At 73.8% G+C, this 24,388-nt stretch carries 18 protein-coding genes; 11 read left to right on the top strand and 7 right to left on the bottom strand.

The genetic code is table 11. The features are described from left to right. Nucleotides 1-194: hypothetical protein (locus AB0O91_RS12655; RefSeq protein ID WP_363430991.1), on the top strand; the 194-nt coding region annotated here is incomplete at its 5' end. Nucleotides 195-396: 202 nt separating this feature from the next. Here the strand turns inward: AB0O91_RS12655 and AB0O91_RS12660 are convergent. The 3 genes from AB0O91_RS12660 to AB0O91_RS12670 all read right to left on the bottom strand — a co-directional run bounded on the left by AB0O91_RS12660 (nucleotide 397) and on the right by AB0O91_RS12670 (nucleotide 5,229). Beyond that, a complete protein-coding gene (locus AB0O91_RS12660) occupies nucleotides 397-780 on the bottom strand; it encodes a ribosomal protein L7/L12 (RefSeq protein ID WP_363430994.1) in 384 nt (127 codons plus the stop codon). A gap of 244 nt (nucleotides 781-1,024) precedes the next feature. Continuing rightward, nucleotides 1,025-3,982 carry an FAD-linked oxidase C-terminal domain-containing protein gene (locus AB0O91_RS12665; RefSeq protein WP_363430996.1) on the bottom strand — a complete coding sequence of 986 codons (2,958 nt, stop codon included), beginning with the start codon at nucleotides 3,980-3,982 and terminating at the stop codon, nucleotides 1,025-1,027. A gap of 80 nt (nucleotides 3,983-4,062) precedes the next feature. Continuing rightward, nucleotides 4,063-5,229, bottom strand: a complete 1,167-nt coding sequence (locus AB0O91_RS12670) for an aminotransferase class V-fold PLP-dependent enzyme (RefSeq protein WP_363430999.1) — start codon at nucleotides 5,227-5,229, stop codon at nucleotides 4,063-4,065. Nucleotides 5,230-5,327: 98 nt separating this feature from the next. On the opposite strand from AB0O91_RS12670, the gene AB0O91_RS12675 reads away from it, so the two are divergent. The 3 genes from AB0O91_RS12675 to AB0O91_RS12685 all read left to right on the top strand — a co-directional run bounded on the left by AB0O91_RS12675 (nucleotide 5,328) and on the right by AB0O91_RS12685 (nucleotide 9,001). Next, nucleotides 5,328-6,074 carry an IclR family transcriptional regulator gene (locus tag AB0O91_RS12675; protein WP_363431001.1) on the top strand — a complete coding sequence of 249 codons (747 nt, stop codon included), beginning with the start codon at nucleotides 5,328-5,330 and terminating at the stop codon, nucleotides 6,072-6,074. A 234-nt stretch (nucleotides 6,075-6,308) separates the two neighbouring features. After that, a complete protein-coding gene (locus AB0O91_RS12680; RefSeq protein WP_363431003.1) occupies nucleotides 6,309-7,949 on the top strand; it encodes an L-lactate permease in 1,641 nt (546 codons plus the stop codon). A 110-nt stretch (nucleotides 7,950-8,059) separates the two neighbouring features. Beyond that, entirely contained in the window at nucleotides 8,060-9,001 is a 942-nt protein-coding gene (locus AB0O91_RS12685) for a LysR family transcriptional regulator (RefSeq protein WP_363431006.1), read from the top strand. 22 nt (nucleotides 9,002-9,023) lie between these two features. Here the strand turns inward: AB0O91_RS12685 and AB0O91_RS12690 are convergent, their stop codons facing one another. Next, on the bottom strand, nucleotides 9,024-10,442 hold the full coding sequence (locus AB0O91_RS12690; RefSeq protein WP_363431009.1) for a CoA transferase: 1,419 nt from the start codon (nucleotides 10,440-10,442) through the stop codon (nucleotides 9,024-9,026). 297 nt (nucleotides 10,443-10,739) lie between these two features. Between AB0O91_RS12690 and AB0O91_RS12695 the strand changes: the two genes are divergently transcribed. From AB0O91_RS12695 to AB0O91_RS12720, 6 genes are all read left to right on the top strand, one after another. Then, a complete protein-coding gene (locus AB0O91_RS12695; protein ID WP_363431011.1) occupies nucleotides 10,740-11,933 on the top strand; it encodes a CoA transferase in 1,194 nt (397 codons plus the stop codon). Between the two features lie 193 nt (nucleotides 11,934-12,126). Then, nucleotides 12,127-13,299 (top strand): acyl-CoA dehydrogenase family protein, encoded by a 1,173-nt coding sequence (locus AB0O91_RS12700; RefSeq protein ID WP_363431014.1) that lies wholly within the window; start codon nucleotides 12,127-12,129, stop codon nucleotides 13,297-13,299. Next, nucleotides 13,296-14,381 carry an acyl-CoA dehydrogenase family protein gene (locus AB0O91_RS12705; protein WP_363431016.1) on the top strand — a complete coding sequence of 362 codons (1,086 nt, stop codon included), beginning with the start codon at nucleotides 13,296-13,298 and terminating at the stop codon, nucleotides 14,379-14,381. The genes AB0O91_RS12700 and AB0O91_RS12705 overlap by 4 nt, the downstream gene beginning before the upstream one ends. Nucleotides 14,382-14,805: 424 nt before the next feature. Next, nucleotides 14,806-15,408 (top strand): phosphatase PAP2 family protein, encoded by a 603-nt coding sequence (locus tag AB0O91_RS12710; RefSeq protein ID WP_363431159.1) that lies wholly within the window; start codon nucleotides 14,806-14,808, stop codon nucleotides 15,406-15,408. 158 nt (nucleotides 15,409-15,566) lie between these two features. Further along, entirely contained in the window at nucleotides 15,567-16,139 is a 573-nt protein-coding gene (locus AB0O91_RS12715) for an SMI1/KNR4 family protein (RefSeq protein ID WP_363431018.1), read from the top strand. 252 nt (nucleotides 16,140-16,391) lie between these two features. Continuing rightward, nucleotides 16,392-17,783, top strand: a complete 1,392-nt coding sequence (locus AB0O91_RS12720) for a sporulation protein (protein ID WP_363431021.1) — start codon at nucleotides 16,392-16,394, stop codon at nucleotides 17,781-17,783. 168 nt (nucleotides 17,784-17,951) lie between these two features. Here AB0O91_RS12720 and AB0O91_RS12725 read toward each other — a convergent pair whose 3' ends face one another. Further along, nucleotides 17,952-18,752, bottom strand: a complete 801-nt coding sequence (locus AB0O91_RS12725) for a maleylpyruvate isomerase family mycothiol-dependent enzyme (RefSeq protein WP_363431024.1) — start codon at nucleotides 18,750-18,752, stop codon at nucleotides 17,952-17,954. Nucleotides 18,753-18,897: 145 nt separating this feature from the next. Here AB0O91_RS12725 and AB0O91_RS12730 point away from each other — a divergent pair, with 145 nt between their 5' ends. After that, nucleotides 18,898-19,362 carry a hypothetical protein gene (locus AB0O91_RS12730; protein WP_363431026.1) on the top strand — a complete coding sequence of 155 codons (465 nt, stop codon included), beginning with the start codon at nucleotides 18,898-18,900 and terminating at the stop codon, nucleotides 19,360-19,362. A 71-nt stretch (nucleotides 19,363-19,433) separates the two neighbouring features. Here AB0O91_RS12730 and AB0O91_RS12735 read toward each other — a convergent pair whose 3' ends face one another. Both AB0O91_RS12735 and AB0O91_RS12740 read right to left on the bottom strand, forming a co-directional pair. Next, a complete protein-coding gene (locus AB0O91_RS12735; RefSeq protein ID WP_363431029.1) occupies nucleotides 19,434-22,562 on the bottom strand; it encodes an amino acid adenylation domain-containing protein in 3,129 nt (1,042 codons plus the stop codon). A 496-nt stretch (nucleotides 22,563-23,058) separates the two neighbouring features. Continuing rightward, nucleotides 23,059-24,384, bottom strand: a complete 1,326-nt coding sequence (locus AB0O91_RS12740) for a glutamate-1-semialdehyde 2,1-aminomutase (protein WP_363431032.1) — start codon at nucleotides 24,382-24,384, stop codon at nucleotides 23,059-23,061. Between the last annotated feature and the right edge of the window lie 4 nt (nucleotides 24,385-24,388).

Below are 24,388 nucleotides of genomic sequence, written 5' to 3' on the forward strand. Positions count from 1 at the left end.
GGCAGGCTCCGAACAGCCTGGGCATGGGCCCGCTGGGCAGCGCCCCGTTCGCCTCGGCGCAGCCCAGCGGCACCATCGACGTCTTCTGGAAGGGCAGTGGTGCCGGCAGCGGCAACATCTGGCACACCTTCTGGAACGGCGGCCGGATCTGGGCGCCGCCCGGTGACCTCGGCGGGAACATCGCCGAGAGTTGACCGGACATCGGACATCGGACATCGGACATCGGATATCGGACATCGGTCGAGCGGGCAGCAGCCCGCTCGACCGGTGACCGTCCGAGGACCGGCACCGTTTCTGCGGTGCCGGTCCTCGGTGTACCCGTACCGAGCGACGCCGGCGCGGTCGGCACCTGGGTGGCTGTGGCGGCGCCGGAGGACGGGCGCCGCCGGTCCGGGGTCAGCGCTCGGAGTGGCCGGGTAGGGGACCGTACTCGACGCAGTACGAACAGTCGCAGCTGGTGAGCGAGTTGGCCTGGCAGTGGGCGGTGGGGAAGTACCGCCCGGCGCAGGGCCCCGGTTCGACGGAAGCACCGTCCTCGGGCAGGGTGCGTCGGCACGCGCCGCAGCGGACGGCGACCGCCACACCCACCCGGCGCAGCTCGCGGGCGGCGGCCTCCGCGAGCTCGAACGGCACGTCGGCCAGGAGGGTGGCCGTGCCGGAGTCCAGGACCTGGCCGCTGTGCCACAGGCTCAGTCCGGTCACCCGGCGGACGGCCTTGAGGCGCGCCGCCCCGCGGGGCGAGACGCCCGCCAGCGCCACGGTGAACTGCGGGTCCTCCATGCCTCCCCCTCGGTGACGGGTACCGGATCCGGCGACCAGTCAACCCAGTTCGTTGTCGCACGGCCACTGGTTTTCCCGCCGGTGGCAGGCCGCGGGGACCGGGACGACCGGCGGTGCCGTACCGGGGCGACGACGAGGTGTGCGGTCTGTACGTGCTGCCCCTCGCCCGGTGGCCAGGCGGTCGGCCGCACCCGCGTCGTCGGCAGTCCGGCAGGTCCGCAGGTCCGCGGGTCGGCAGGCCCGGTCAGTCGGTCAGCAGGGCCTCGTGGATGAGCTGGACGGGGTGCCAGGAACGGCGTTGCGTCCCGTGCAGGATCTGTTGCCGGCAGGACGCGCCGGTGGCGACGACCACGGTGGATTCGGGTTCGGCGTCGACGGCGGGGAAGAGCCGGTCGCGTCCCACGGTCATCGAGACCTCGTAGTGCTCGCTCTCGTAACCGAAGGAACCCGCCATCCCGCAGCAGCCGGCGTCCAGTTCGACCACCTCGGTGCCGGGGATCCGGCGGAGCAGGGCCAGGGTGGCGGCCGTGCCGACCTCGGCCTTCTGGTGGCAGTGGCCGTGGTAGAGCAGTCGGCGGCCGGCGGGCCAGGCGTCGGGGCTCAGCCGGAGCCGTCCGGCGTCGATGGCCTCGGTGAGGAGCTCCTCCACCTGCCGGACCCGGCCCGCGAGGTCCTTGACCACCGGGTCGTCCGGGTGCAGGGTCAGGTGTTCGTCCCGGAGGGTCATCAGACAGGACGGCTCGCAGCCGGTGACCGGTGAGCCCGGGGCGCTGGTGGCGGCGAGGCGGTGGGCGAGGTCGGCGGACTGCCGTTTGGCGTCGTCCAGCAGGCCTTTGGAGAGGCTGGCGCGGCCGCAGCAGCCCTGGGCCGCGAGGCGGACCCGCCAGCCGGCCCGTTCCAGCAGTTCGACGGCGGCGCGGCCGATGGCCGGTTCGGTGTAGGTGGTGAACGAGTCGGCGAGGAAGGTGAGTTCACCCAGGGGGGTGGCGAGCGGGACCGCGCCCTGGTGGTGGCGGAACCAGCGCGGCAGGTTGTCCCGGGCGAAGGTCGGCAGCGGCCTGGCGCCGGTGATGCCCAGCCGACGTTCCAGCAGTCGGCGGACGAGCCGGTTGCGGCCCGGGAGGTTGGACAGCGGTGCGGTGGCCGAGCCGATCCGGTTGAGCAGGCGGATGGCGCCGAAGACCCGGGACCTGAGCGGCACGCCGTGCAGGTCGTGGTGGTGGGAGAGGGTCTCGGCCTTGAGGGCGGCCATGTCGACGCCGAGCGGGCACTCGCTCTTGCACGCCTTGCACATCAGGCAGAGGTCGAGGATGCCGTGCAGCCGCTCGTCCCCCAGGGCCTGCCGGGGGTCCGGCTCGGAGAGCGCCTTCACCAGGGCGTTGGCGCGGCCGCGGGTGGAGTGTTCCTCCTCGCGGGTGGCCATGTAGGAGGGGCACATGGTGCCGGTGCCGCTCTTGCGGCACAGCCCGATGTTCATGCACCGGTCGGCGGCTCCGCGCATGCCGCCGAGGACCTCGAAGGAGAGCCGGGTGCGCAGTTCGGGCGCGGGCGGCAGGGCGGGGTCGCGCAGGTGGTCGGTCATGGCGGGGGCGTCGACGATCTTGCCGGGGTTCAGCAGGTTCCGGGGGTCGAAGAGCCGCTTGGTCCCGCGCATCGCCTCGTAGAGGTCCCGCCCGAAGAGCAGCGGGTTGAACTCGCTGCGGGCCAGGCCGTCGCCGTGCTCACTGGAGTTGACGCCGCCGTACTCGGTGACCAGGTCGCGGATCTCCTCCGCGACGGCCCGCATGGTGGCCACCTGGGCGGGGTCGGTGAGGTCCACGAAGGGGCGGATGTGCAGGCAGCCGACCGAGCAGTGCCCGTAGAAGCCGGCCGTCAGGCCGTGGCGTTCCAGCACCTGTTGGAAGCGGCGGGTGTAGTCGGCGAGGTGGACCGGGTCGACGGCGGTGTCCTCGACGAAGGCGAGCGGCCGACGGGTGCCCTCGCCCGCCGCCATCAGCAGGCCGAGGCCGGCCGAGCGGACCTTGAGCAGGGCCTGCTGCTGGTGCGGGGTGACCGCGTGCAGCGTGTGGTAGCCGTGGCGGTGGCGGGCCCAGCTGGCGGTCAACTGCTGGAGCTTGCCGCGCAGTTCGCCCTCGTCGTCGCCGCTGAAGCTGACGAAGAGCAGGGCACCGGGGTCGCCCGTCAGGATGCTGCCGAGCGGGGCGTACTCGATCTTGCGCCGGGACAGCTCCAGGATCGTCCGGTCCATCAGCTCCACGGCGGCGGGGTCGCAGTCGAGCGCGGACTCGGTGGCGTCCACGGCGTGGGCGACGGACTCGAAGTGGCCGACGGCGATGACGGTGTGGGCCGGCCGGGGCACCAGGTCGACCAGGGCCCGGGTGGTGACGACCAGGGTGCCCTCCGACCCGACGACGAACTTGGCGAGGTCGAAGGGGCGGTCCGTACGGGCGAGCCGTTCGAGGCGGTAGCCGCCGGACCGGCGCCAGAACTCCGGGGTGCCCTCGGCGATGGCCCGGGCGTTGGCCCGGACGATCTGCGGGAGCCCGCGGTAGACGGCGCCCTCGAGGGTCGGCAGGGCGGCCCGGCGGCGGTGCTCGACCTCGTCGACGGGGGCGAAGTGGGCCGCAGAGGCGTCGGAGAGCACCACGTCGAGCTCCCGGACGTGGTCGATGGTCATCCCGTGGCGCAGCGATCCGCTGCCGCCCGAGTTGTTGCCGATCATGCCGCCGATGGTGGCCCGGTTGGCGGTGGAGGTGTCGGGGCCGAAGACCAGGCCCAACGGGGCTGCGGCACGGTTCAGTTGGGCCTGGACCACGCCGGGTTCCACCAGGGCGGTGCGGGCCTCGCGGTCCAGCGCCACGATCCGGTTGAGGTGCCGGGAGAGGTCCAGGACCAGGCCGGGGCCGACGGTCTGCCCCGCCAGGCTGGTGCCCGCGCCGCGCGGCACCAGCGGGACGCCGTGCTCGGCCGCCGCGGCGACCGCGGCCTGGACGTCCTCCGGGTGCCGGGGCAGCACCACGCCGACCGGGGTGATGGCGTACATGCTGGCGTCGCGGGAGTAGAGGTGGCGGGTGTAGTCGTCGAAGCGGACCTCGCCGTCGAGGTCGCGGCGGAGCCGCTGCTCCAGCGCGCGGGTGTCGGGGTCGGGAGCGGGGGTGGGGGCGCGGTCGGGCGGTGGGGTGTCGGGGGTGCTCGCGGTCATGTCCGGTCGGCTCCAAGCAAGGGAAGGAGGACGGGGTGTCGCGGTGCGGGGGCACAAGGGGGACTGGGAGGTAGCGGGTGCTACGGCTGTCGGAGCACGTCCAGTGCCGCGCCGAGGCCGGCCGGGTCGATCGGCACCCCGGCGAGTTCCAGCCCCAGTTGCACCCCGCCGAGGGTGCCGATGAGGGTCAGGTCGTTGAGGTGGCCGAGGTGGCCGATCCGGAAGACCCGGCCGGCGAGTCGGCCGAGGCCGGCGCCGAGCGACATGTCGAAGCGGTCCAGGACGAGTTCGCGGAACCGGTCGGCGTCGTGGTCGGCGGGCAGGAGGACGGCGGTGAGCGAGCCGGAGTACTCGCGCTCGTCCGCGCACAGGACCTCCAGGCCCCAGCCGCGGACGGCGGCGCGGGTGGCGGCGCCGTGCCGGGCGTGCCGGGCGTGGACGTTGGCGTGGCCCTCGGCGTCGAGGATGCGCAGGGCCTCGTCCAGGCCGTAGAGCAGGTTGGTGGCGGGGGTGTAGGGGAAGGCGTCGGCCCGGTTCGCCTCGATGACCGGTGCCCAGCTCCAGAAGGAGCGGGGGAGCCGGGCGGTGCGGGAGGCGACCAGCGCCTTGCGGCTGACGGCGTTGAAGCCCAGCCCGGGCGGCAGCATCAGGCCCTTCTGCGAGCCGGACACCGTGACGTCCACGCCCCAGTCGTCGTGCCGGTACTCGAGGCAGCCGAGCGAGGAGACCGCGTCGACCAGCAGCAGCGCCGGGTGGCCGGCCTCGTCCAGGGCGCGGCGCAGTTCCGGGATCCGGCTGGTCACGCCGGTGGAGGTCTCGTTGTGCACGACGCAGACCGCCTTGATGCTCCGGTCGGTGTCCGCGGCGAGCCGCTCGGCGAGCACCTCGGGGTCGGCGCCGTGCCGCCAGTCGCCGGGGACGAGGTCCACGGTCAGCCCGAGGGCCCGGGCCATCTCCTGCCAGAGCGTGGCGAACTGGCCGGTCTCGAAGCACAGCACCCGGTCGCCGGGGCTGAGGGTGTTGACCAGGGCGGCCTCCCAGGCGCCGGTGCCCGAGGCGGGGTAGATCACGACCGGGCCCGAGGTGCCGAACACCGGGCCGATCGCCTTCAGCAGGCGGCGCGTCAGTGCGGCGAACTCCGGGCCGCGGTGGTCCGTGGTGGGCGCGGCCATCGCCCTCAGCACGGAGTCGGGCACGTTGGTGGGGCCGGGGATCTGGAGGAAGTGGCGGCCGGTACGGAAGGACATGGGCGTCGAACCTCCTGGAGGCTTGTGCCGTGTGACGGCACGCCGTATCGTGATGCGGCATAGCGGAGCGTAGGCGCCGTCCTCGAAGGGGGTCAAGGATGCAGAGCGTGCTGAATGCGTTGCGGGTGCTGGAGGAGGTCGCCGGGCGGCAGCCGATCGGTGTCGCGGAGCTGGCGCGGGTCATGGAACTGCCGAAGAGCTCCGTGCAGCGGGCGTTGCAGACCCTGCACACCGCCGGGTGGCTGTGCCCGGCGGACGGGACGCCCACCCGGTGGCAGGTCACCGCCAAGGCGCTGCAGATCGGTCGGCGGGCCACCGGTGAACTGGACCTGCGGGACGCGGCCGTGCCGGTGATGGAGGAACTGCGCCGGCAGACCGGCGAGACGATCCACCTGGCCGTGCCGGAGGGCGGCCGGGTGATCCTGGTGGAGCGGCTGGAGACCAGCCAGCCGGTGCGGATCGTCCTCCCGCTCGGGCAGGACCTGCCCGCCCATGCCTCGGCCAACGGCAAGGCGGTGCTCGCCGCGAGCCCCGCCGAGGCCCTGGAGCGCTACCTGGCCGAGGGGCTGGCCCGGTACACCGACACGACGATCACCGAACCCCGGTTGCTGCTGGCCGAGTTGGCGGAGGTCCGGCGCCGCGGCTACGCGACCAACGGCGGCGAGTGGCGCTCCGACGTCTCGGCCGTCGCCGCCGCGGTGATCGGCAGGGGCGGCGTGCCGGTCGCGAGCCTCAGCGTCAACGTGCCCGCCAGCCGGGCCACCGACGACTCGCGGGCGGTGCACGGGGCGCTGGTCAGTGCGGCGGCGAAGCGGCTCGGCGTGGTGCTGGGGGCGCGCGGCTGACGGCTGATCCGCCATCTCTTCAAGGTTCCTGACGCATCGTCAGGAATGGCGGTTCCACTCGGGGGTGACGTTCCCGGCCTCTTGACGGCGGTACCGGCGGCTCCCATGCTTGGCGGCTGATGGAACATGGATTCCATCATGCGAAAACATGCGTGCGCCGATCGTCCGTGTCCGGACGGATCGAGCGTTCTTGCCTTCGCGGTCATCGCCGACTGGAGAAAGCGAGACCCACCCGTGTACCGCCAAGTCTCCGACCCGCTCGGGCACCCCGCCCTTGCCGCCCTGCTCGCTTCGACCCCGCTGCTCGTCCTGCTGGCCCTGCTCGGCGTGCTGCGCCTGAAATCGCACTGGGCCGCCCTCGCCGGGCTGGCCACCGCCTTCCTGATCGCCACCGCCGGCTACGGCATGCCGCTCGGCCAGGCCGCCGACGGCGCCCTGGAGGGGGCCGCCTTCGGCCTGTTCCCGATCGTCTGGATCATCCTCGGTGCGGTGTGGATCAACCGGCTGCAGCGCACCTCCGGGCACTTCGACCTGATCGGACAGACCTTCTCCTCGCTCTCCGACGACGTCCGGGTCCAGGCCGTCCTGATCGCCTTCTGCTTCGGGGCGATGATCGAATCCCTCTCGGGCTTCGGCACCCCCATCGCGGTCACCTCGCTGATCCTGCTCGGCCTGGGCCTGGAACCGCTGAAGGCCGCCGCCGTCGCGGCCTTCGCCAACACGGCCCCGGCGGCCTTCGGTTCGGTGGGCAATCCGATCCAGACCCTGGCCAAGGTCACCTCCCTGCCCGGCGCCGACCTCGGCGCCATGGTCGGCCGCCAGTCCGCCGTCATCGCGGCCCTGGTGCCGTTCGTCCTGCTGCTGCTCCTCGACGGGCGGCGCGGGCTGCGGGAGGCGTGGCCGGTGGCCCTGGTCGCCGGACTCGGCTTCGCCGTCGGCCAGTTCCTCTGCTCGAACTACCTCACCTACCAACTCACGGACCTGGCAGCCTCGTTGACGTCGCTCGCCGCGGTCGTCCTGCTGCTCCGGGTGCGCGGGCGCGGTACCGCCGGGCGTGGTGTTGGCGGTTCCGGCGTGGGCAGTTCGGGTGCGGGTGCTTCCGGTGCGGGTGGCTCCGGCGGGGAACGCGCCCCGCGGCGGGAGGTGCTGCTCGCCTTCCTCCCGTACGCGCTCATCACCGCACTGTTCGCGCTGGTGTCCTACGGCGGCCCGATCGCCCGCTTCGTGAAGGACCAGGACGTCTCCTTCCCCTGGCCCGGCCTCCACGTGGTGACCGCCACCGGTCGGCCGGTGGCGGTCACCACCTTCGACTTCGGCTGGCTCGGCGCGGCCGGGACGCTGCTCCTGGTCACCGGGGTGCTGACCGCCCTCGCCCTCCGGGTGCCGGCCCGGCGGGCCCTGCGCTGCTACCTGGACGCGCTGCACCAGATCCGTTGGGCGGCGGTCACCATCGGCTGCGTCCTCGCCCTCTCCTACCTGATGAACCTCTCCGGGATGGCGTTCTCGATCGGCACCTGGCTGGCGGGCCTCGGCGGGGCCTTCGCCCTGCTGTCCGGCTTCACCGGCTGGTTCGGCGTGGCCCTCACCGGATCCGACACCTCCTCCAACGCGCTGTTCGGGGCGATGCAGGTCTCCGCGGCCCAGCACATCGGGCTGTCCCCGCTGCTGGCCGCCGCGACCACCAGCACCGGCGGTGTCCAGGGCAAGGCCGTCGCCATGCAGAACCTGGTCATCGCCGCGAGCGCGGTGGGGAGGTACGGGCGGGAGGGGGAGGTGCTGCGCAGGATCATCGGCTGGAGCCTGGCCGTCCTCGCCGTGCTCTGCCTCCTCGCCTGGCTCCAGTCCACCCCGGTGCTCGGCTGGATGGTGCCCTGAGCGGGTGCGGTCCTCCCGGGTGCGGTGTGCGCCGGCCCGGGGTGGGGCCGGGCCGTGGGTGAGTCCGAGTCCTTGATCACGAATCGCCGACGGGTCGTAAGGTGATCGACATGGAACTCACCCCGCGGTTGCTCGAACAGTTCGTGGTGCTCGCCGAGGAGCGGCACTTCGGGCACGCGGCGGCACGGTTGTCGATGAGCCAGCCCCCGCTCAGCCAGGCGATCCAGCGGCTGGAGCGCGGCCTCGGCGTGCTGCTGCTGGAACGCACCAGCAGGGGCGTGCGGTTGACGGCGGCCGGGGCGGCGTTCGCGGTGGACGCCAAGCGGCTGCTGGAGGCGCAGGAGGCGGCGGTGGCGCGGGTGCGCCGGGTGGCCCGGGGCGTGGAAGGGGCGGTCCGGCTCGGCTACGTGAGCAGCCTGGGGTACTGGCACCTGCCCCGGCTGCTCGCGCTGGCCGCCCGGGAGGCGCCCGGCCTCGAACTGGTGGTCCGTCAACGGAGCTCCGCCGAACTGGCCGAGCAGGTCCGGCAGGGCGCGGTGGACCTGGCGCTGGTGCGGCTGCCGGTCTCCGACCGTACGGAGCTGGCGGTACGGGAGGTGGCCGAGGAGCGCACCGTGCTGGCCGTCCCGGTCGGGCACCCGCTGGCCGGCGCCGGCTCGGTGCCGCTCGCCCGGCTCCGCGACGAGGAGTTCGCGACCGCCGACGAGGCCGCCGTGCCCCGGATCCGCGAACTGATCGGCGCCGCCTGCCGGGAGGCCGGCTTCGAGCCGCGGATCCGGGCCCGGGCGGAGGACCTGACGAGCATGCTCGGCCACACCGCGGCCGGGGTCTGCGTCGCCTTCGTGCCCGAGCGGGTCTCGGCGCCGGGCCACGCCATGGTGTCCTTCGTCCCGGTCGAGGGCGGGGAACGGCTGGTCACCACGGTCGCGGCGCTGAGCCGACCGGACGCCGACCCGGCCGTCGCCACCCTGCTGGAGCTGCTGGGGCGGCACCGGGCCGAGTTCGAGGGCCCCGGGGCGGACTCCCGGGAGGGCAGTCCGGTGGGGCCATGACGACGGCCGAAGGCAATGGCCGTCACCAGGCCAGCGGGGAGGCGCCCAGCGGCTCCGCGGTGCGGGTCGGCCGGGGCAGCAGGGAGGAGTAGCCGACCTGGGTCGGCAGGTAGCACACCTCGCCGAACGGCCCGTGCACGGTGGTCAGTTCGACCTCCGCGTGGGCGGGGTCGGGGGCGGGCAGCTCGACCACGTCGGCCCGGGGGAGCAGGCCGAGGTCCTGGACCCACATGCAGACCCTCGCCAGGTCGACGTGCACCCGGTAGCTGCCGCCCTCCCGGGCTCGGCGGCGCAGCGCCTCCAGCGCCCCGGCGGTGCCGAGCACGGCCGCGAGGTAGTCGTTCAGCAGGTAGGTCGGGGGCAGCCGGGGCGCGTCGAAGGAGCCCTCCTCGGCGGCGAAACCGGTGGCGGCGGAGGCCAGTTGGTCGAAGCCGCCGCGCCCGGCCCACGGCCCGCCGGTGCCCCAGCCGAGGAAGTCCAGCACGACCAGTCCGGGCCGCTGGTCGACCAGCTCGGCCGGGCCGAAGCCCTTGGCGTCCAGGTTCAGGTAGTTGCAGACGTAGAGGTCGGTGCCGGCCAGGACGGACCGGAAGGCGGCGGCCTGTCGCGGGTCGAGCAGGTCGCAGAACGCGGCCCGCTTGCCGATGCCGGTCTCGACGACCATCCCGACCGGGTCCGGGTGGCCGGGGGAGGAGACGTGCAGGACGTGGGCGCCCAGTTCGGCGGTGATCCGTGCGGCGATCGGGCCGGCGATCACATGGGTGTTGTCCAGCACCCGCACCCCGGCGAGCGGGAGCCCGGCCGGTCCGGACGGGAACGGCTCTGGCGCGCTCCCGCCGAGCTTCTCGATCCGGATCAGCGGCCCGTCCGCCAGCAGCCGCCCCTGCGGGTGCCGCCGCCACTCCTCCCGGGTGCGCACCGCGAAGGCCGTGCCGCCGCGGGCGCAGATCGCCTCCTCCAGCTCCAGCGCGTTCCACCGGCCGACGGCGGCGGCGATCCGCTCGCGGTCCGGCGGGCAGTCCAGCACCCGGCAGGCGATGTCCCGCAACTGCGGGTAGGAGAACAGCAGATAGACGAAGCGGCCGTCGGCGGCGCGGTAGAAGTCGCTGTTGCCGAGCAGGTTGGGGTCGTCCATCAGCTGCCCGACCGGGACGCCCCGCATCCGGGTGAAGAAGACCGCCATCAGCTGGTGCACCGCCGCCTCGACCGAGACCGTGACGTCCTGCACCGCGCCGCCGCGCTCTCGGTGGACGGCCGCGACCTCGGTGCCCAGCGCCGCCAGCGCGGCGGCCGCGGCGTCGCCGATCCGGTGCACCGAGGGCGTCACCGGGTCGGCCCCGGAGATCGTCACGGTGCCGCCGGTGTCCGCCGCCGTGATCCCCAACTCGCGGTAGAGGCCCGCCAGGGCGTCGTATCCGGCGCTGGTGCGAGGGGTGTCCATGTCCGTTTCTCCTCAGGGGACTTGACGATCCGCGCGGTGCGCGGCGGCCGGCCCGACCGGGGCGGCCTCGACCAGCACAGCCGATCCGGGACGGCACCGTCCAATACCGCTTGCCCGAATCGCCGATATCCCCGGCCATATCACGCGAGTTGAATGGGGCCTCATATCCTCCGCCCTATCGATCCGACCTCCGATCCGTATTGGACGGAGTCGAATTCCCGGGGTTCTCTGGAGATCGGAACGAGGGGCCGCGACACCGGCCCCGGAAACCCCGTGATCCCAGGAGGTACCGGCACCATGACCGGGCAGCCGAACACCCCGTCCGGGCACGGACTCCTCGCCGGAGTCCGCGTCGTCGAACTGGCCAGCGTGATCATGGCCCCCTACGCCGCCCAGCAGCTCGGCGACCTGGGCGCCGACGTGATCAAGGTCGAGCCGCCCGCCGGCGACATGACCCGCCACTACCCGCCCCGCCGCCACCCCGGCATGGGCGGCGCGGCGCTCAACCTGAACCGCAACAAGCGCAGCGCCGTCATCGACCTCAAGGCCCCGCACGGCCGGGACGCCCTGCTCGCCCTGCTGCGCACCGCCGACGTCTTCCTCACCAACCTGCGCCCGCAGGCCCTGGAGCGGCTGCGCCTGGACTACGATGCGGTCGCCGCCGTCAACCCCGGGCTGGTCTACGCCAACGCCCAGGGCTTCCGCGCCGACAGTGCGTACGGCACCCACGCCGCCTACGACGACATCGTCCAGGCCGCGAGCGGACTGGTCTGGCTCAACCACCAGGTCTCCGGGCAGCCGCACTACGTACCGACCGTGCTCGCGGACAAGATCTGCGGGATGCAGATCGCCCAGTCGGTGCTGGCCGCGCTGCACTACCGGGACCACGGCGGCACCGGCCAGCACATCGAGGTCCCGATGGTCGACACCATGCTCGCCTTCAACCTGGTCGAGCACCTCGGGGCGGCCGCCCTGGAGCCGGACGGCGCCTTCGGCTCGCCGCGCTCGCTCAGCCCCGAGCGCCGCGCCCAGCGCACCGCCGACGGCTGGATGTGCATCCTGCCGCAGAGCGACCGCAACTGGCGGGACTTCACCGCCTTCGCCGGACGCCCCGAACTGGCCGAGGACCCGCGCTTCACCACCGGCCCCGACCGGGCCCGGCACGCGGACGCGCTCTACCGGGTGATGGCCGAGCTCACCCCGTTGCACCCCAGCGCCCGGTGGCAGGAGTTCTGCGACCGGACCGGCATCGCCGCCGCCCCCGTGCTCGATCTGGAGGCCGCCGCCACCACCGCCTACGCCCGCGAGGGCGGCCTGCTGTACGAGGCCGAGCACCCCACCGAGGGCCGGTACCGGGTCATCGGCCGCCCGGTGCGCTACTCGGCCGACCCCGAGCCGCCGCTGCGGCCCTGCCCGGGCATCGGGCAGCACACCGACGAGGTGCTGCGCGAGGCGGGCTTCGACCCCGCGCTGCTCCGGGCGGCGGGCTGACCGGCCTGCGGCGGCGCCGCCTGTGCGCACTGCCTTTCCTGCTGCCTTTCCGCGTCGCCCTTCTGGGCTTTCTTTCTGTGCCGCATTTCTGCATCGCCTTTTCGCGCCGCGACATCCGTGGTGATGTCCGGGCGGAATTCTATGGAAGCCCGACGCATTCCATCCATCCACCGAATCCGGGAGCGAACGCCCCATGCCCACCGCCACGTTGTCCCCGACCGCCGTGCCCGAAGCCGTCCTGCCCGCATCCGCCCGCCGACTGCGCGCCGAGGTCCGCGCCTTCCTGGACGAGGAACGCGCCCGCGGCACCGTGCTCGGCCGCCCCGACTCCTGGTTGGCCGGCTGGGACCCGGACTTCAGCCACCGCCTCGCCGAACGGGGCTGGGTCGGCATGGCCCTGCCCGTGGAGTACGGCGGCGCCGGCCGGGGCTTCCTGGAGCGCTACGTGGTGATCGAGGAACTGCTCGCCGCCGGAGCCCCGGTCAGCGCGCACTGGGTCTCCGACCGGCAGGCCGGCCCGTCCGTCCTCCAGCACGGCACCGAGGAGCAGCGCCGTTTCTTCCTGCCCCGGATCGCCGCCGGGGAGTGCTTCTTCTCCATCGGGATGAGTGAGAAGAGCAGCGGCTCCGACCTCGCCTCGGTCCGGACCCGGGCCGAACGCATCGACGGCGGCTGGCGGTTGACCGGCACCAAGATGTGGACCGGTGGCGCCCACGTCAACGACTACGCCATCGTGCTGGCCCGCACCGACGAGGCCGAGGACCGGCACGCCGGGCTCAGCCAGTTCATCGTCGACCTGCGCGCCCCCGGCGTGCGGATCGAGCCGATCCACCTGATGAGCGGCGAACACCGCTTCAACGCCTGCCACTTGGCGGGCGTCGAGGTCCCGGAGGGCATGCTGCTCGGCCGACAGGGCGACGGCTGGCGGCAGGTCACCGGCGAGCTGGCCTTCGAACGCAGCGGCCCCGAGCGCTACCTCTCCACCTTCCCGCTGCTGGTCTCCCTGCTCCGGGAGCTCGACCGACGTGCCGCGACCGCCGAACAGGCTTTCCAGGTAGGGCTGTTGACGGCCCGGCTGCACGGCATCCGTCGGCTCTCCCTCGGCGTGGCCGGGGCCCTGGACGCCGGAACCTCCCCCGACACCCAGGCCGCCCTGGTCAAGGACCTCGGCACCCGCCTGGAGGGCGCCCTGGTCGACACCGTCCGCGGCATCCTGCCGACCCCGGCCGACCCGGAGGCCACCCCCGGCAGCCATGCCGAACTCCTCGCCTTCGCCCTGCTGCACAGCCCGGGGTACACCCTGCGCGGCGGCACCAACGAGATCCTTCGCGGCATCATCACTCGCGGTCTGGAGCAGAACCGATGAACACCACCCGCCTCGCCGGCACCCACACCCTGGTCACCGACACTCCCGTCATCCCGGCCGACGCGTACGACACGGCCGCCTTCTTCGCCGACCCTGACGCCATCGCCGTCGTCGCCAACGCCACCGCTCCGGACGCCGTCGTCCTCCCCGGGCCCGCCGCGACCACCGCCGAACTCCTCACTGCTGTAAGGGAGGTGGGGCGGCGGGCGGTGCCCGGACCGTTCGCCGAGACCGCGGTGGTCGCCCGCCCGCTGCTGCGCCGCACCGGACTGCCCGTCCCGTCCGGCCCGTTGAGCTACGCCGTCGCACCCGAGCTGACCGTCCGGTACGCCCACCCGGCCGCCTCGGCCGTCGGCTCGGCCGGCAGCCTGGGCGAGGACGACACCCTGCTGGTGACCGGCACCCTGCGCCGGGTTCCCTGGGCGCGGGCCGCCGAGACCGTGGTCGTGCTCGCCACCGCGCCCTCCGGGCCCGTGCTGTTCACCCTGGCCCCGACGGAGGCCGCCTTCGCGCCCGGCGCCAACCTCGCCGGGGAGCCGCGCGACGACCTGTACCTGGCCGGCCTGGAGATCCCCGCCGCACGGGTCCGCCGGATCCCGCTGGACGTGCTGGAGGAGGCCGGGCTGCGCGCGGCCCTGGCCCGGGCCGCGCTGATCGCCGGCGCCGCCGAGCGCTGCGTCGAGCTGACCGTCGCCCACACCACCGCCCGCAGCCAGTTCGGCCGTCCGCTCAGCCGCTTCCAGGCCGTCAAGCAGGAGGAGGCACGGCTGATCGAGGAGGCCGCCCTGGTCGGCGCCGCCGTTCGGGCCGCCGCCGAACCGCTGGACGCGGGCGGGCCGATCGCCCGGTTCGCGGTCGCCGCCGCGAAGACCCAGGCCTCCGCCTCGGCCGCCGAGATCGCCCGGATCGCCCACCAACTCCACGGCGCCGTCGGCATCACCCGACTGCACCCGCTCCACCTCGCCACCACCCGCCTCTGGTCCTGGCGCGACGAGGACGGCGACGAGACCACCTGGGCGGCCCGCTTGGGCCGGTCCGTCACCGCCGACACCCTGTGGCCGGCGCTGACCGCCACGCCCTGACCGCCGGGCCGGCCGAGGCCGTCCGCCCCGCCGATCGGCGGGGCGGACCCACCGCCGGACATCGAACGGGTCGGCAACAGCGGCGATTTCGACCGCACCGGTCCGGGTTCCCCCAGGCTGGCCACGACTGCCGGGCGCGACGTCCACCACCTCCCGGCGGCGAACACGAGACACCCGGACACGCGGGCTCACCGGTCGCGGGTGACCGCCTCGGACGCCCGCTCCGTCGTCCCCGGTGCCTGGTCGGGCCCCGGGGGCGACGGCTGGTCGAACCCGGCCCCGGGCCGGGTGTGCGCCGCTAGGCTTCGAGGAGTTGCGCGGCGTACGGATGGGGGGCTCGCCTGTGAACGGTCCGGCCGAGGTGTCCGGTGGGCGGACGGACGGGCGGGCGGTGTCCGTGCCGCTGCGCGGGTGGCTCGGGGTGATGGCGGCCCTCGCCGCGCTGGTGGTGCTCGGGCTCGCCGTCCGGTACGCCGGAGAGAGCGAACCCGGCGGGCCGGACGCCCGGATCGGCGAGGCGCTGTACGGCGTCGGGTCGCCGTGGCACCAGGTCGCGTTGACCCTGGACACCTTGGGGGAGCCTGCGGGTTCGGGGGCACTGATGGTGGGCCTCGTGACGGCCTGCCTGGCCGCCCGGCGCGTCCGCGCGGCGGTGTTCGCCGTCGCCGGGGTCGGCCTGGCCGTGGGGGCGGCGACGCTGCTCAAGCACCTGGTGGGACGCACCATCCACGGCGAGAACCTGTCCTACCCGAGCGGGCACACCGCCTTCGCCACCGCGCTCGCCCTCGTGGTGGCGCTCCTGGCAGCCCAAGGCCGGCGCCGGGGCCCCGACGGCCCCGGCGCCCCGACGGCGTTCGGCGCGGCGCTGCTCGCCGGGGCGGCCATGGGCTGGGCGCAGATCGCCCTGGGCGCGCACTACCCGACCGACGTCCTCGGCGGCTGGTGCACCGCACTGGCCGTGGTCCCGGCCGCCGCCTGGCTGGTCGACCGGTCCTTCGACACCGTGCAGCGGAGGCAGAAGAGCTGACTCTGTGCCCGAGTCGAGCTGTTGCCGACCGTACGACCGCCGGAGCGGCGCGGTGGGACAGGACCTGTCGGCGGTGAGGTGCGGAACGGCCAGGCGGGCGGCCGGCCGCCGTGCCACCCGACACCGGGACGACGATGCCACCATGACAGCCTGAGCCGGTGGAAGATCTCATCGGTATCCAGACACCGCACCGCCGTCTGATCGACCCTGACGAGGCGATCACGGAACTCGAGCATGCCGTACCCGGCTTCAGCTCACTTCGTCTCGCGGTGCCCCAGGCCTTCGACTGGTCTGCACTCGAAGGCGAACTGGGAGCTTCACTCCCTGCCGACTACAAGCGGCTCTGCGAGCTCTACCCCACGTTCGTGCTCGGCGACTTCCTCTCCGTCTACTACCCGGCGGCCGGTCGCGAGCAGGACTGGCTGCAGGGAATCCAGGAGGATCTGGAGACTGTCATGGAGTGGTGCGAGGACAACGACCCCGTCATCCCGTTGCACCCGCACCCCGTCCCGGGCGGCTTGCTCCCCTGGGGCGGGTCGAACCAGGGCGACTTCTTCCTGTGGAGCACCAGCGCGGCAGGCCCGCAGGAGTGGACCGTGACCGTGGCCTCACGAAACGGTGATTGGTGGCATTACACCGGCGGGCTGGTGCAGTTCCTGGCCGAGCTGATCAGCGGTGTGCTGGAACCATGGGGACTGCCCGTGATTCGACCCGAAGTCCACGCATGGTGAGGTGCCGACACCGAGCCCGGCCCTCCTGCTGGTAGCCGGGGGTGTTCGCTGCAGCACACGCAGCGGTCTGCCGAGGGGCGACTCGCTCTGCCGCTCGTGCGGGGGCTTGCAACTCGCGGAGGCGGTTCACTGTCAGCGGCGGAGGCAACACCCTCGGTGACCCGGCGTCAGATGCCGGGTGCGCGCGACTTCTCGTGCCCGGTCGAGGACGACTCCCCGTGCCCAGCCGGGGAACGGATTGAGGGGGACTCCGTGGCGTCGACCACCCGCCGGCCCAAGCCGCCGAACGAGGCGCTCGCCCGGACGATCGAAAAGTGTGCGGGAGCCAGCCGCAAATCGCTGGCCCTGCGCGTGAACCAGCTCGCCCTCGAGTCCGGGCTGACCACCACGTACACGCACACCTCGATCGCGAACTGGTGCCGCCGGGGCATGGTCCCGGACTGGCCGGTGCCCAAGCTGTTGGCCCGGGCGATCGGCGAACGGCTCGGGCGGCCGGTGCAGTTGGCGGAGATCGGTATGGCGGATGCCGAGACGCCGGATGCCGCGGTGGGGTTGGATTTCCCGCGAGACCCCGCCGACGCCGTGCGCGCCGCCACTTCGTTCTGGAGCAGTGTGAACCGCCGCGACTTCCTCACCGGAACGGGCTTCGCCGTCTCCGCGTTCACCACCCCGGTCACCCGCTGGCTCGTCACCCCCGCCGACGACACCTCGACCCACCGCGGCAGTGGACGGGTCGGTGCCGCCGACCTGGCCGAACTGCGGGACGCCGCCGACGACGCCCGCAGGTGGGACTCGAAGTACGGTGGCGGGAACTGGAAGGCCAGCTCCGTCACCGCCTGCCTCCAGGAACGAGCGGTCCCGCTGCTGAACGGCTCGTTCAGCGACTCGGTGGGCCGCGAGCTGTTCTCGGTGACCGCCCAGCTGTCCCGCCTGGCCGGCTGGACGGCCTTCGACGTCAACCAACACGAAGCCGCCCAGCGGCACTTCATCCAGGCCCTCCGCCTCGCCCGGGCCGGCGGCGACGTCCAGCTCGGCTGCCATGTGCTCACCACCATGGCGATGCAGACCCTGCTGCGGGGCTTCACCGGCGAGGCGATCGACATGACCCAGGGCGCCCACGAGCGGGCCAAGGGCCAGGCGGCGCCCCGGGTCCTGGCCTTCACCAAGCTCATCGAGGCCCGGGCCCATGCCCGTGACAACGACGCCGGAGCCGCCTCGGCCGCGCTGGCCGCCTCCGAGACCCTGCTCGGCCAGGCCCGCGACGGCGCCGACGAACCGGCGTGGATCGACTTCTTCCACCACGCCCGGCTCTCCGCGGACGCCGCCGAGGTGTTCCGCGACCTGAAGAACCCCAGGGCCGCCCTGGCCTGGAACGCGCAGGCGGCCGCCATGCCGACCGGGGTGTTCACCCGCTCCGTCGGCATGCGCCTGGCGATCGTCGGGACCGCCCACCTCCAGGCGAAGGACCTCGACCAGGGCCTCGCGCTCGGCAACCAGGCCGTCGACACCCTCGCCCGCGTCCAGTCCTCCCGGGCTCTGGACTACGTACGCGAGTTCAACGGCGCCCTCACCCCCTGGCGCCGGGAGACCGCCGTCCGGGAGCTTCTGCACCGGACCCGCAGCGAGCTCGGCGTCGCGGCCTGAACCTGGGGGCAGGGACATGGACCCGTCGCGCAGGGGCGTACGCGGGACGGGACCCGGAGGTGTCGCGGGGCGGGATGGCATGGGCGGAGGTCGCGAGTGCGAGGTCCGGCCAGGCGGACGGCCGGCCTGGTGGCGCCCCGAGGCGCGGCCGACCGCCCCCGCTCCGTCCTACTTCTCCTCCGGCTCCCAGGCGCGGAGCAGGTCGAGCAGCCCGGCGTCCCCGTCGACGTGCAGGGAGTCGGCCTTGATCCGGTCGTACAGGTAGAGGACCAGCTCGCCGGCCGTGCCGTGGACGGCGGCGCCGGCTGCGTCCTCGTCCTCGTCGGTTGCGGCGGTGGGCGCGGGGATGCGGGTGACCCGTGCGCCGTCGCCGTCGACGGTGAGGCGCCAGGAGCGGCCCTCGGCGGCGTGGAAGTCGAAGGCCGTGGGCTTGTGGGGCCAGGCGCTCGGCGTCGCGCAGACGGTGAACAGGAACTCCTCGACACCGTCGAGGGACGGCCCGACCGGCAGCGGCTGCGGTGCGCCCCAGGCGAGTTGGGCGTCGTAGGTGTGCACCGCGGTCTCCTGGACCCGGTGCCGGGCGGTGCCGCCGGCGGTCTGCGGTGACTGCGACGCGGGCCACCACGTCCAACAGCCGCTCTCCGGCCCCGCCGCGCGGAGGGCGTCCAGCAGGAGCTGCGTCGACTCCTCCAACCAGGCGAGCAGGGCCTCGCGCTCCTGCGGGAGTTCGAGCGCGGCGCGCGCGGCGACGGCCTCGGCCGGGGGTGCGTCGGCGGGCCCCGCGCCGACGATGGCGGCCCAGAACCGGTCGCCCCCGCCCAGGTGCTGCACCAGATCGAACAGCGTCCACCCGGGGCAGGTCGGCACCTGCGCGTCGAGAGCGGGCGCGGCGGCGATCGCGGCACGGAAGGCGACCGACCGTTCGTCGATCAGGCGCAGCAACTCGGGGAACTCAAGAGTGTTTTCCACGCGGGATGTCTACCACCGTGCTCCGGTGGTCGGACAGCGATTTTCCGGTGGGCGCCGCCGACCGAGTCGGCGGGGCCGCGTCAGGAGAGAGTCGCCGGCCAGGAAATCGGATGTCCTGTTGGCGGGGCCGTGTGAGCATCGACGGGTGATCAACCATGAGGAGCTGTCCGCCGCCGACCTGATCGGGAGGCGACTGCTGAGGGTGTCCACGGCTTGGCATCACTACGCGGACGACGATCCGTCGCTGATGTACCTGTGGCTTCATCTGGAGGGGCTGGGCCCGGTTCTGGTCCGCGCACCCTCGACCGGTGTGTCCCTGCGAGCCGAGCAGCCGCACGGGCCGTACTCGATGGAGGAGTACGGCAGCGTCTCCGTGACCGACGATTCGCCGGATGTGCCGGTGACCCGGTTCCTCGGCCAGACGATCCGGTCGGTTCGGCAGATCGACTACGACGACGGCCGGGTCGGCTTCGCGGCCGGCCTCGTGCTCCAGTTCCCCGGCGGCAGCATTCGCCTGCTCGGTCTGGTGGACGACCTCCTCATCGCCCACGACCAGGATTTGGGCGCTGTCGAGGCCCACCTGCACGAGGACGTGACCCCGCTCGGGTAGTGCACACTTCCGCCCGCGGCGAATGGCGGCGGGGTGCGCGCGATCATGCTGCTGGTGGGCCTGGCTCGGGGTCATCGGGCGGCGGGCGGTGGGAAGTGTCCGGTGCGGTGGAAGAAGTGGATCATGTTGTCCAGGAGGACGTGGTCGACGGGTGGGCAGGTGATCCCGGAGCCCGCCAGGCCGGCTTCGAGCCGGCTGTGGTCCAGTCGGGGGAAGTACGCGGCGCCGGACAGTTCGGCCACGGTGATCCCGCGGGTCGCGGCCGGGTTGGTGAAGAGCGGCTCGAAGGGGCCGAAGGGGTGGTCGGGGTGGTCGGCCAGGTGGCGGGTCATCGCCCGGCACCAGTCGCCGTAGGGGACGGTGCGGAGCGGGTAGCCGTGGTGGCGGAGCCTGTCCACCAGGACGTCGAGCAGGCAGGCGCGGGGGTTGACGATGTGGAAGGTCCGCCCCCGGGCGGGCTGGGTGAGGCTGAGGTGGACGACCGCCCGGGCGGTGACGTCGGACGGTACGAGGTTCAGGGGGAGGTCCCAGTCGGGGGCCAGGCCCAGCTCCACGATGAGCCTGAAGAACTGGGAGAGCGCCGCGGCGTGGTCCCAGGTGTGGGTGACGGTGTCCCCGGTGATGTCGTACGGGCGGTAGACCGCGGTGGGCAGGCCCCGGGCCGCGGCGTCGCGGATCAGTTGCTCGGCCACCCATTTGCTCTCGTAGTACCCCATCGACAGCAGTTCGACGTGGTCGACCGGGGTGTCCTCGGTGAGGTGCCGCACGCCCAGCGCGTCGATGCCCCGGACCACCCCCACGGTGGAGATGTAGTGCACCGGGACGGCGCGGCGGGACGCCAGCGCGATGATCTCCCGGGTGCCGTCGACGTTCGCCGGGCGCAACTGCTCGTACGGGTAGAGGAAGTTGGCGTGGGCGCCGCAGTGGTGGACGGCGTCGGCGGTGGCGGCCTGGTGCTCCCACGTGGCGTCGTCGAGGCCGAGGCGCGGGAGGGCGAGGTCGCCCGGCAGGGGGTGGACGCGGCCGTCGGGGAGGTCGCCGGCGATGCCGTAGCGGGCCCGGGCCTGGAGGAGGCGCCGGCGGGCGTGGCCGGTGTCGCGGGCGCGGACCAGGACGTGGACGTCGGCGTCGGTCCTGGCCAGCAGTTCGTCGAGCAGGCGTGAACCGAGGAAGCCGGTGGCGCCGGTGAGCAGCAGGTTCCGCGGCGCCTGCGGGCGCGGGGCGGGGGGTTCGGCGAGGACGGGCGGTGCGTCCCGGGTCAGGTCCTCGCGCCACCTGTCACCGGTCGAGGAGGTCGGCGCCGGCTCGGCGACGATGCGTTCGACCGCGGCGGTGAACGCGTCCATCGTCGGCTCCGCGAACAGCGCGGTGACCAGCCGGTAGCCGTGTGCGCTGTCGACCTGGAGGTGGTGCTGCAGGCGGATGACCAGCTGGGCGGCCTGGAGCGAGCTGCCGCCGCACGCGGCGAAGCTCCCCTCGCCGGTGGCTCCGTCCGGCAGTGCGGCGGCCCACGCCTCGGCCACCGCCTGACGGGTCGACCGCGGCCGGGCGTCGTCGTCCGGAGCGTCCAGGGCGTTCGGAGCGGCCAGGGCGTTCGGAGCATCCGGGGCGTCCGGTCGGGGCCGCGGGGTGGACAGGGCAGCGGACAGCGCGGCGCGGTCGACCTTGCCGTTGGCCAGCAGGGGGAGCCGGTCCAGCACGGTGACCACGGCCGGGACCATGAAGGCGGGGAGCCGCCCGGCCAGGTAGGCGCGCAACTGCGACCCGGTGGGCGGCGCGGCCGGGTCCCGGCCGGCCGCGTGGGCGGCCAGGTACCTGCTGGTGTCGTCCTCGTGGGTCAGCACGACGGCGTCGGCGACGTCGGGGTGTTCGACCAGGGCCGCGCGGACCTCCTCCAGCTCGATCCGGAAGCCGCGGACCTTGACCTGGTCGTCGCGCCGCCCGCGGAACTCGTACAGCCCGTCCGGGCCGTCGGGTCTGCGCCGGACGAAGTCGCCCGTCCGGTAGAGCAGTTGAGGCACGCCGCCGGGGACCGTGAGGACCCGGAAGCGCTCGGCGCTCTCCCGCGGGTTGTCCAGGTAGCCGCGGGCGACACCGCCGCCCCCGATGTAGAGCTCGCCCTCCTCTCCCGGCTCCGTCGGGGTGCCGTCCGCGCGCAGCACATGGCACACGGTGTCGGCGACGGGGCGGCCGATCGGGACGGAGGTGGCCTGCGGGTCCAGTTGCTGGACGTCGTGGGTGAGGGTGAAGACCGTGGCCTCGGTGGGGCCGTAGCCGTTGATGAGGTGCAGCGGACGCCCGTGTTCCAGCACGCGCCGCGCCGCGTCGGGGCGCATCGCCTCGCCGCCGGCCAGGACGTACCGCAGGCCGGCGAAGGTCTCCGGGCGCTCCCTGGCGACGTGGTGGAAGATGCTGGTGGTCAGCCACACGATGCTGATGCGCTCCCGCTCGACGCGCCGGTGCAGCTCGTAGGGGGCCAGCAGGACCTGCTGCTCGACGGGGACCAGGCAGGCGCCGTTGAGCAGCGTCGCCCAGATCTCCAGGGTGGACGCGTCGAACGACAACGACGCGGCGTGCAGCACCCGGTCCTCGGGCAGCACGTTCATGAACCCGTTGTCCAGCGCGATCCGCGCGACCCCGCGCTGAGGTGCGGGGACCGCCTTCGGTTCGCCGGTCGACCCGGAGGTGAACATCACGTAGGCGGGCGTGGCCAAGGCGTCGGCCGCACCGGGCAGTTCCAGGCGCCCGGAGCCGAGGCCACCGAGGCTGACGAGGCCGCCGAGGCCGCCGAGGCCGTCGGCCAGGACGTCCGCGAGGTCCACGACCTCGGCCTCGACGTCCACCGGGACAGCCGCGCCGGGCCACCGGACGACCAGGCCCGCCCCGGCGAGGCGCAGCATCGCCCGTATCCGGTCCGCCGGGAACACCGTGTCCACCGGCAGGTACGTCGCCCCCGCGTAGACCACCCCCAGGATCGCGAGGATCGCGTCCCCGCCGCGCGGACCGGCCACCGCGACGACCGCCCCGGGAACCACGCCCCGCCGCCGCAGACCGCGCGCACAGCGCTCCGCGTCGGAGGCGAGCTCGGCATACGTCCGCCGCCGCCCCGCCGCGTCGATCGCCACGTTCTGCGGACGCCGCCGGGCCTGTTCGTCGAACAGCTCCGCGAGCGACCGGTTCCACAACGATGATTCGGACACCGCGCCCCCTCCGTCACCAGACCCGAGCACGGCCCGGTGGCAAGCCCGATGCCCGACCCGACCGACTCTCTCCGTCGCACGGCGCTGAGGGACGCCACCGCGGCTGCACCCACACTGTGACAGACCCCTGCCAGGAGGCGGACGTCCTGCCGGGGGCCGGGCGGCCGGCCGGCTCCGGAACCCGGCGCTCCGGCGGAGCCGGGCCGCCCGGAGCCTTCGCCGGCGCTGCGCCGCGCGGTGCTGGACGAGGCCGGGGAACGCCTCCGGCGGTCCGAGCTGCGGGGTGTTCGGGTGGGAGTGTCGGTGCGGGCGACTCGACCGGGCACCGAGTGTCGGCTTCGGTTCGGCGGGGCGGAGTAGGGCGCCGTGATGAGTTGGGCGTAGGTGATGCCGAGCGCGCGCTTCCCGACCGACGCGCCGGGCGGCCGGTGCACCGTGTCGGCGGTGGTACCGGTGACTGCCCGGGCGGTCGATCGGGTAGCGGGGAAGAGATCGTTCAGGCGCGGCGGCGGAAGACCGGCTTCACCGGCCGGCCGCCGAGCCACGGGGTGGGGTCGCCGGCGTCGAGCGCCTTGCGGTAGACCGCGCAGGCCGCGGAGACGGCCTCGACGGTGTGGTCGATGTCGGCCTCCGTCAGCGCGCTGCTGACCACGAAGGACGGGGCCAGCACGCCGCCCGCGAGCAACTGCCGCAGGAACAGCGTGCGGTAGGGCTGGGAGGGCCGGCGCAGCTCGTCGAGGGTGGCGAAGACCAGGTTGCTGGCCCGGCCCCGGACCAGCACGTGGTCGGCGACGCCCATCCCGGCGGCGGCCTCCCGGACCCCGGCGGCCAGGCGTTCGCCGAGGGCGTGCAGCTTGGCGGTGATGCCCTCCTCGACGTAGGTGGTCTGGACGGCCGTCGCGGCGGCCAGCGCGTGGGTCTCGGCGCCGTGGGTGGTGGAGAGCAGGAACACCCGGTCGCCCGCATGGCGCAGCCCGCCGTGCTCCATCAGGTCGCGGCGCCCGGCGAGGGCGGAGACGGCGAAGCCGTTGCCCAGCGCCTTGCCGAAGGTGGAGAGGTCGGGGACGACGCCGTACAGGCCCTGGGCGCCGGCCGCGGACCAGCGCAGGCCGGTGATCATCTCGTCGAAGACCAGCACGCAGCCGTGCCGGTCGGCGAGTTCGCGCAGGCCCGCGAGGTAGCCGGGCGGCGGCTCGGTGTGTCCGGCGGGTTCGAGGACCAGACAGGCGATCCCGCCCCGGTGACGGGTGAGCAGTTCCTCGGTCGCGGCCAGGTCCCCGTAGGGGAAGGCCACGGTGAGGTCGGTGATCGCGGCCGGGATGCCCGCGTCCATCGGGGTGGTGCCGATGAACCAGTCGTCGACGGAGAAGAACGGGTGGTCGGCGCAGACCGCCACCAGCGCGCGCCCGGTGACGGCGCGGGCGAGGCGGACGGCGGCGGTGGTGACGTCGGAGCCGTTCTTGGCGAACTTCACCATCTCGGCGGTCGGTACCGTCTCCAGGAACCGTTCGGCGGCCTCGAGTTCGAGGACGGACGGCCGGACGAAGTTGCTGCCCCGGTCGAGCTCGCGGCGCACCGCCTCGACCACCCGGGGGTGGGCGTGGCCGAGGCTGACCGAGCGCAGCCCGGAGCCGTACTCGACGTAACGGTTGCCGTCGACGTCCCACACGTGGGCGCCGCGGCCGTGGCTGATCACCGGGGCCAGGCCCTCGGGGTACTGGTCGTCGCCCTTGGCGTAGGTGTGGGCGCCGCCGGGGATCAGGGCGTGCAGCCGCTCGTTGGCGGCCCGGGACGCGGGGAGCTGGAAGTCGGCAACGGACACGGGG

This window comes from Kitasatospora sp. NPDC089797, from assembly GCF_040684795.1.
In the GTDB taxonomy this organism is placed as follows: Bacteria; Actinomycetota; Actinomycetes; order Streptomycetales; family Streptomycetaceae; genus Kitasatospora.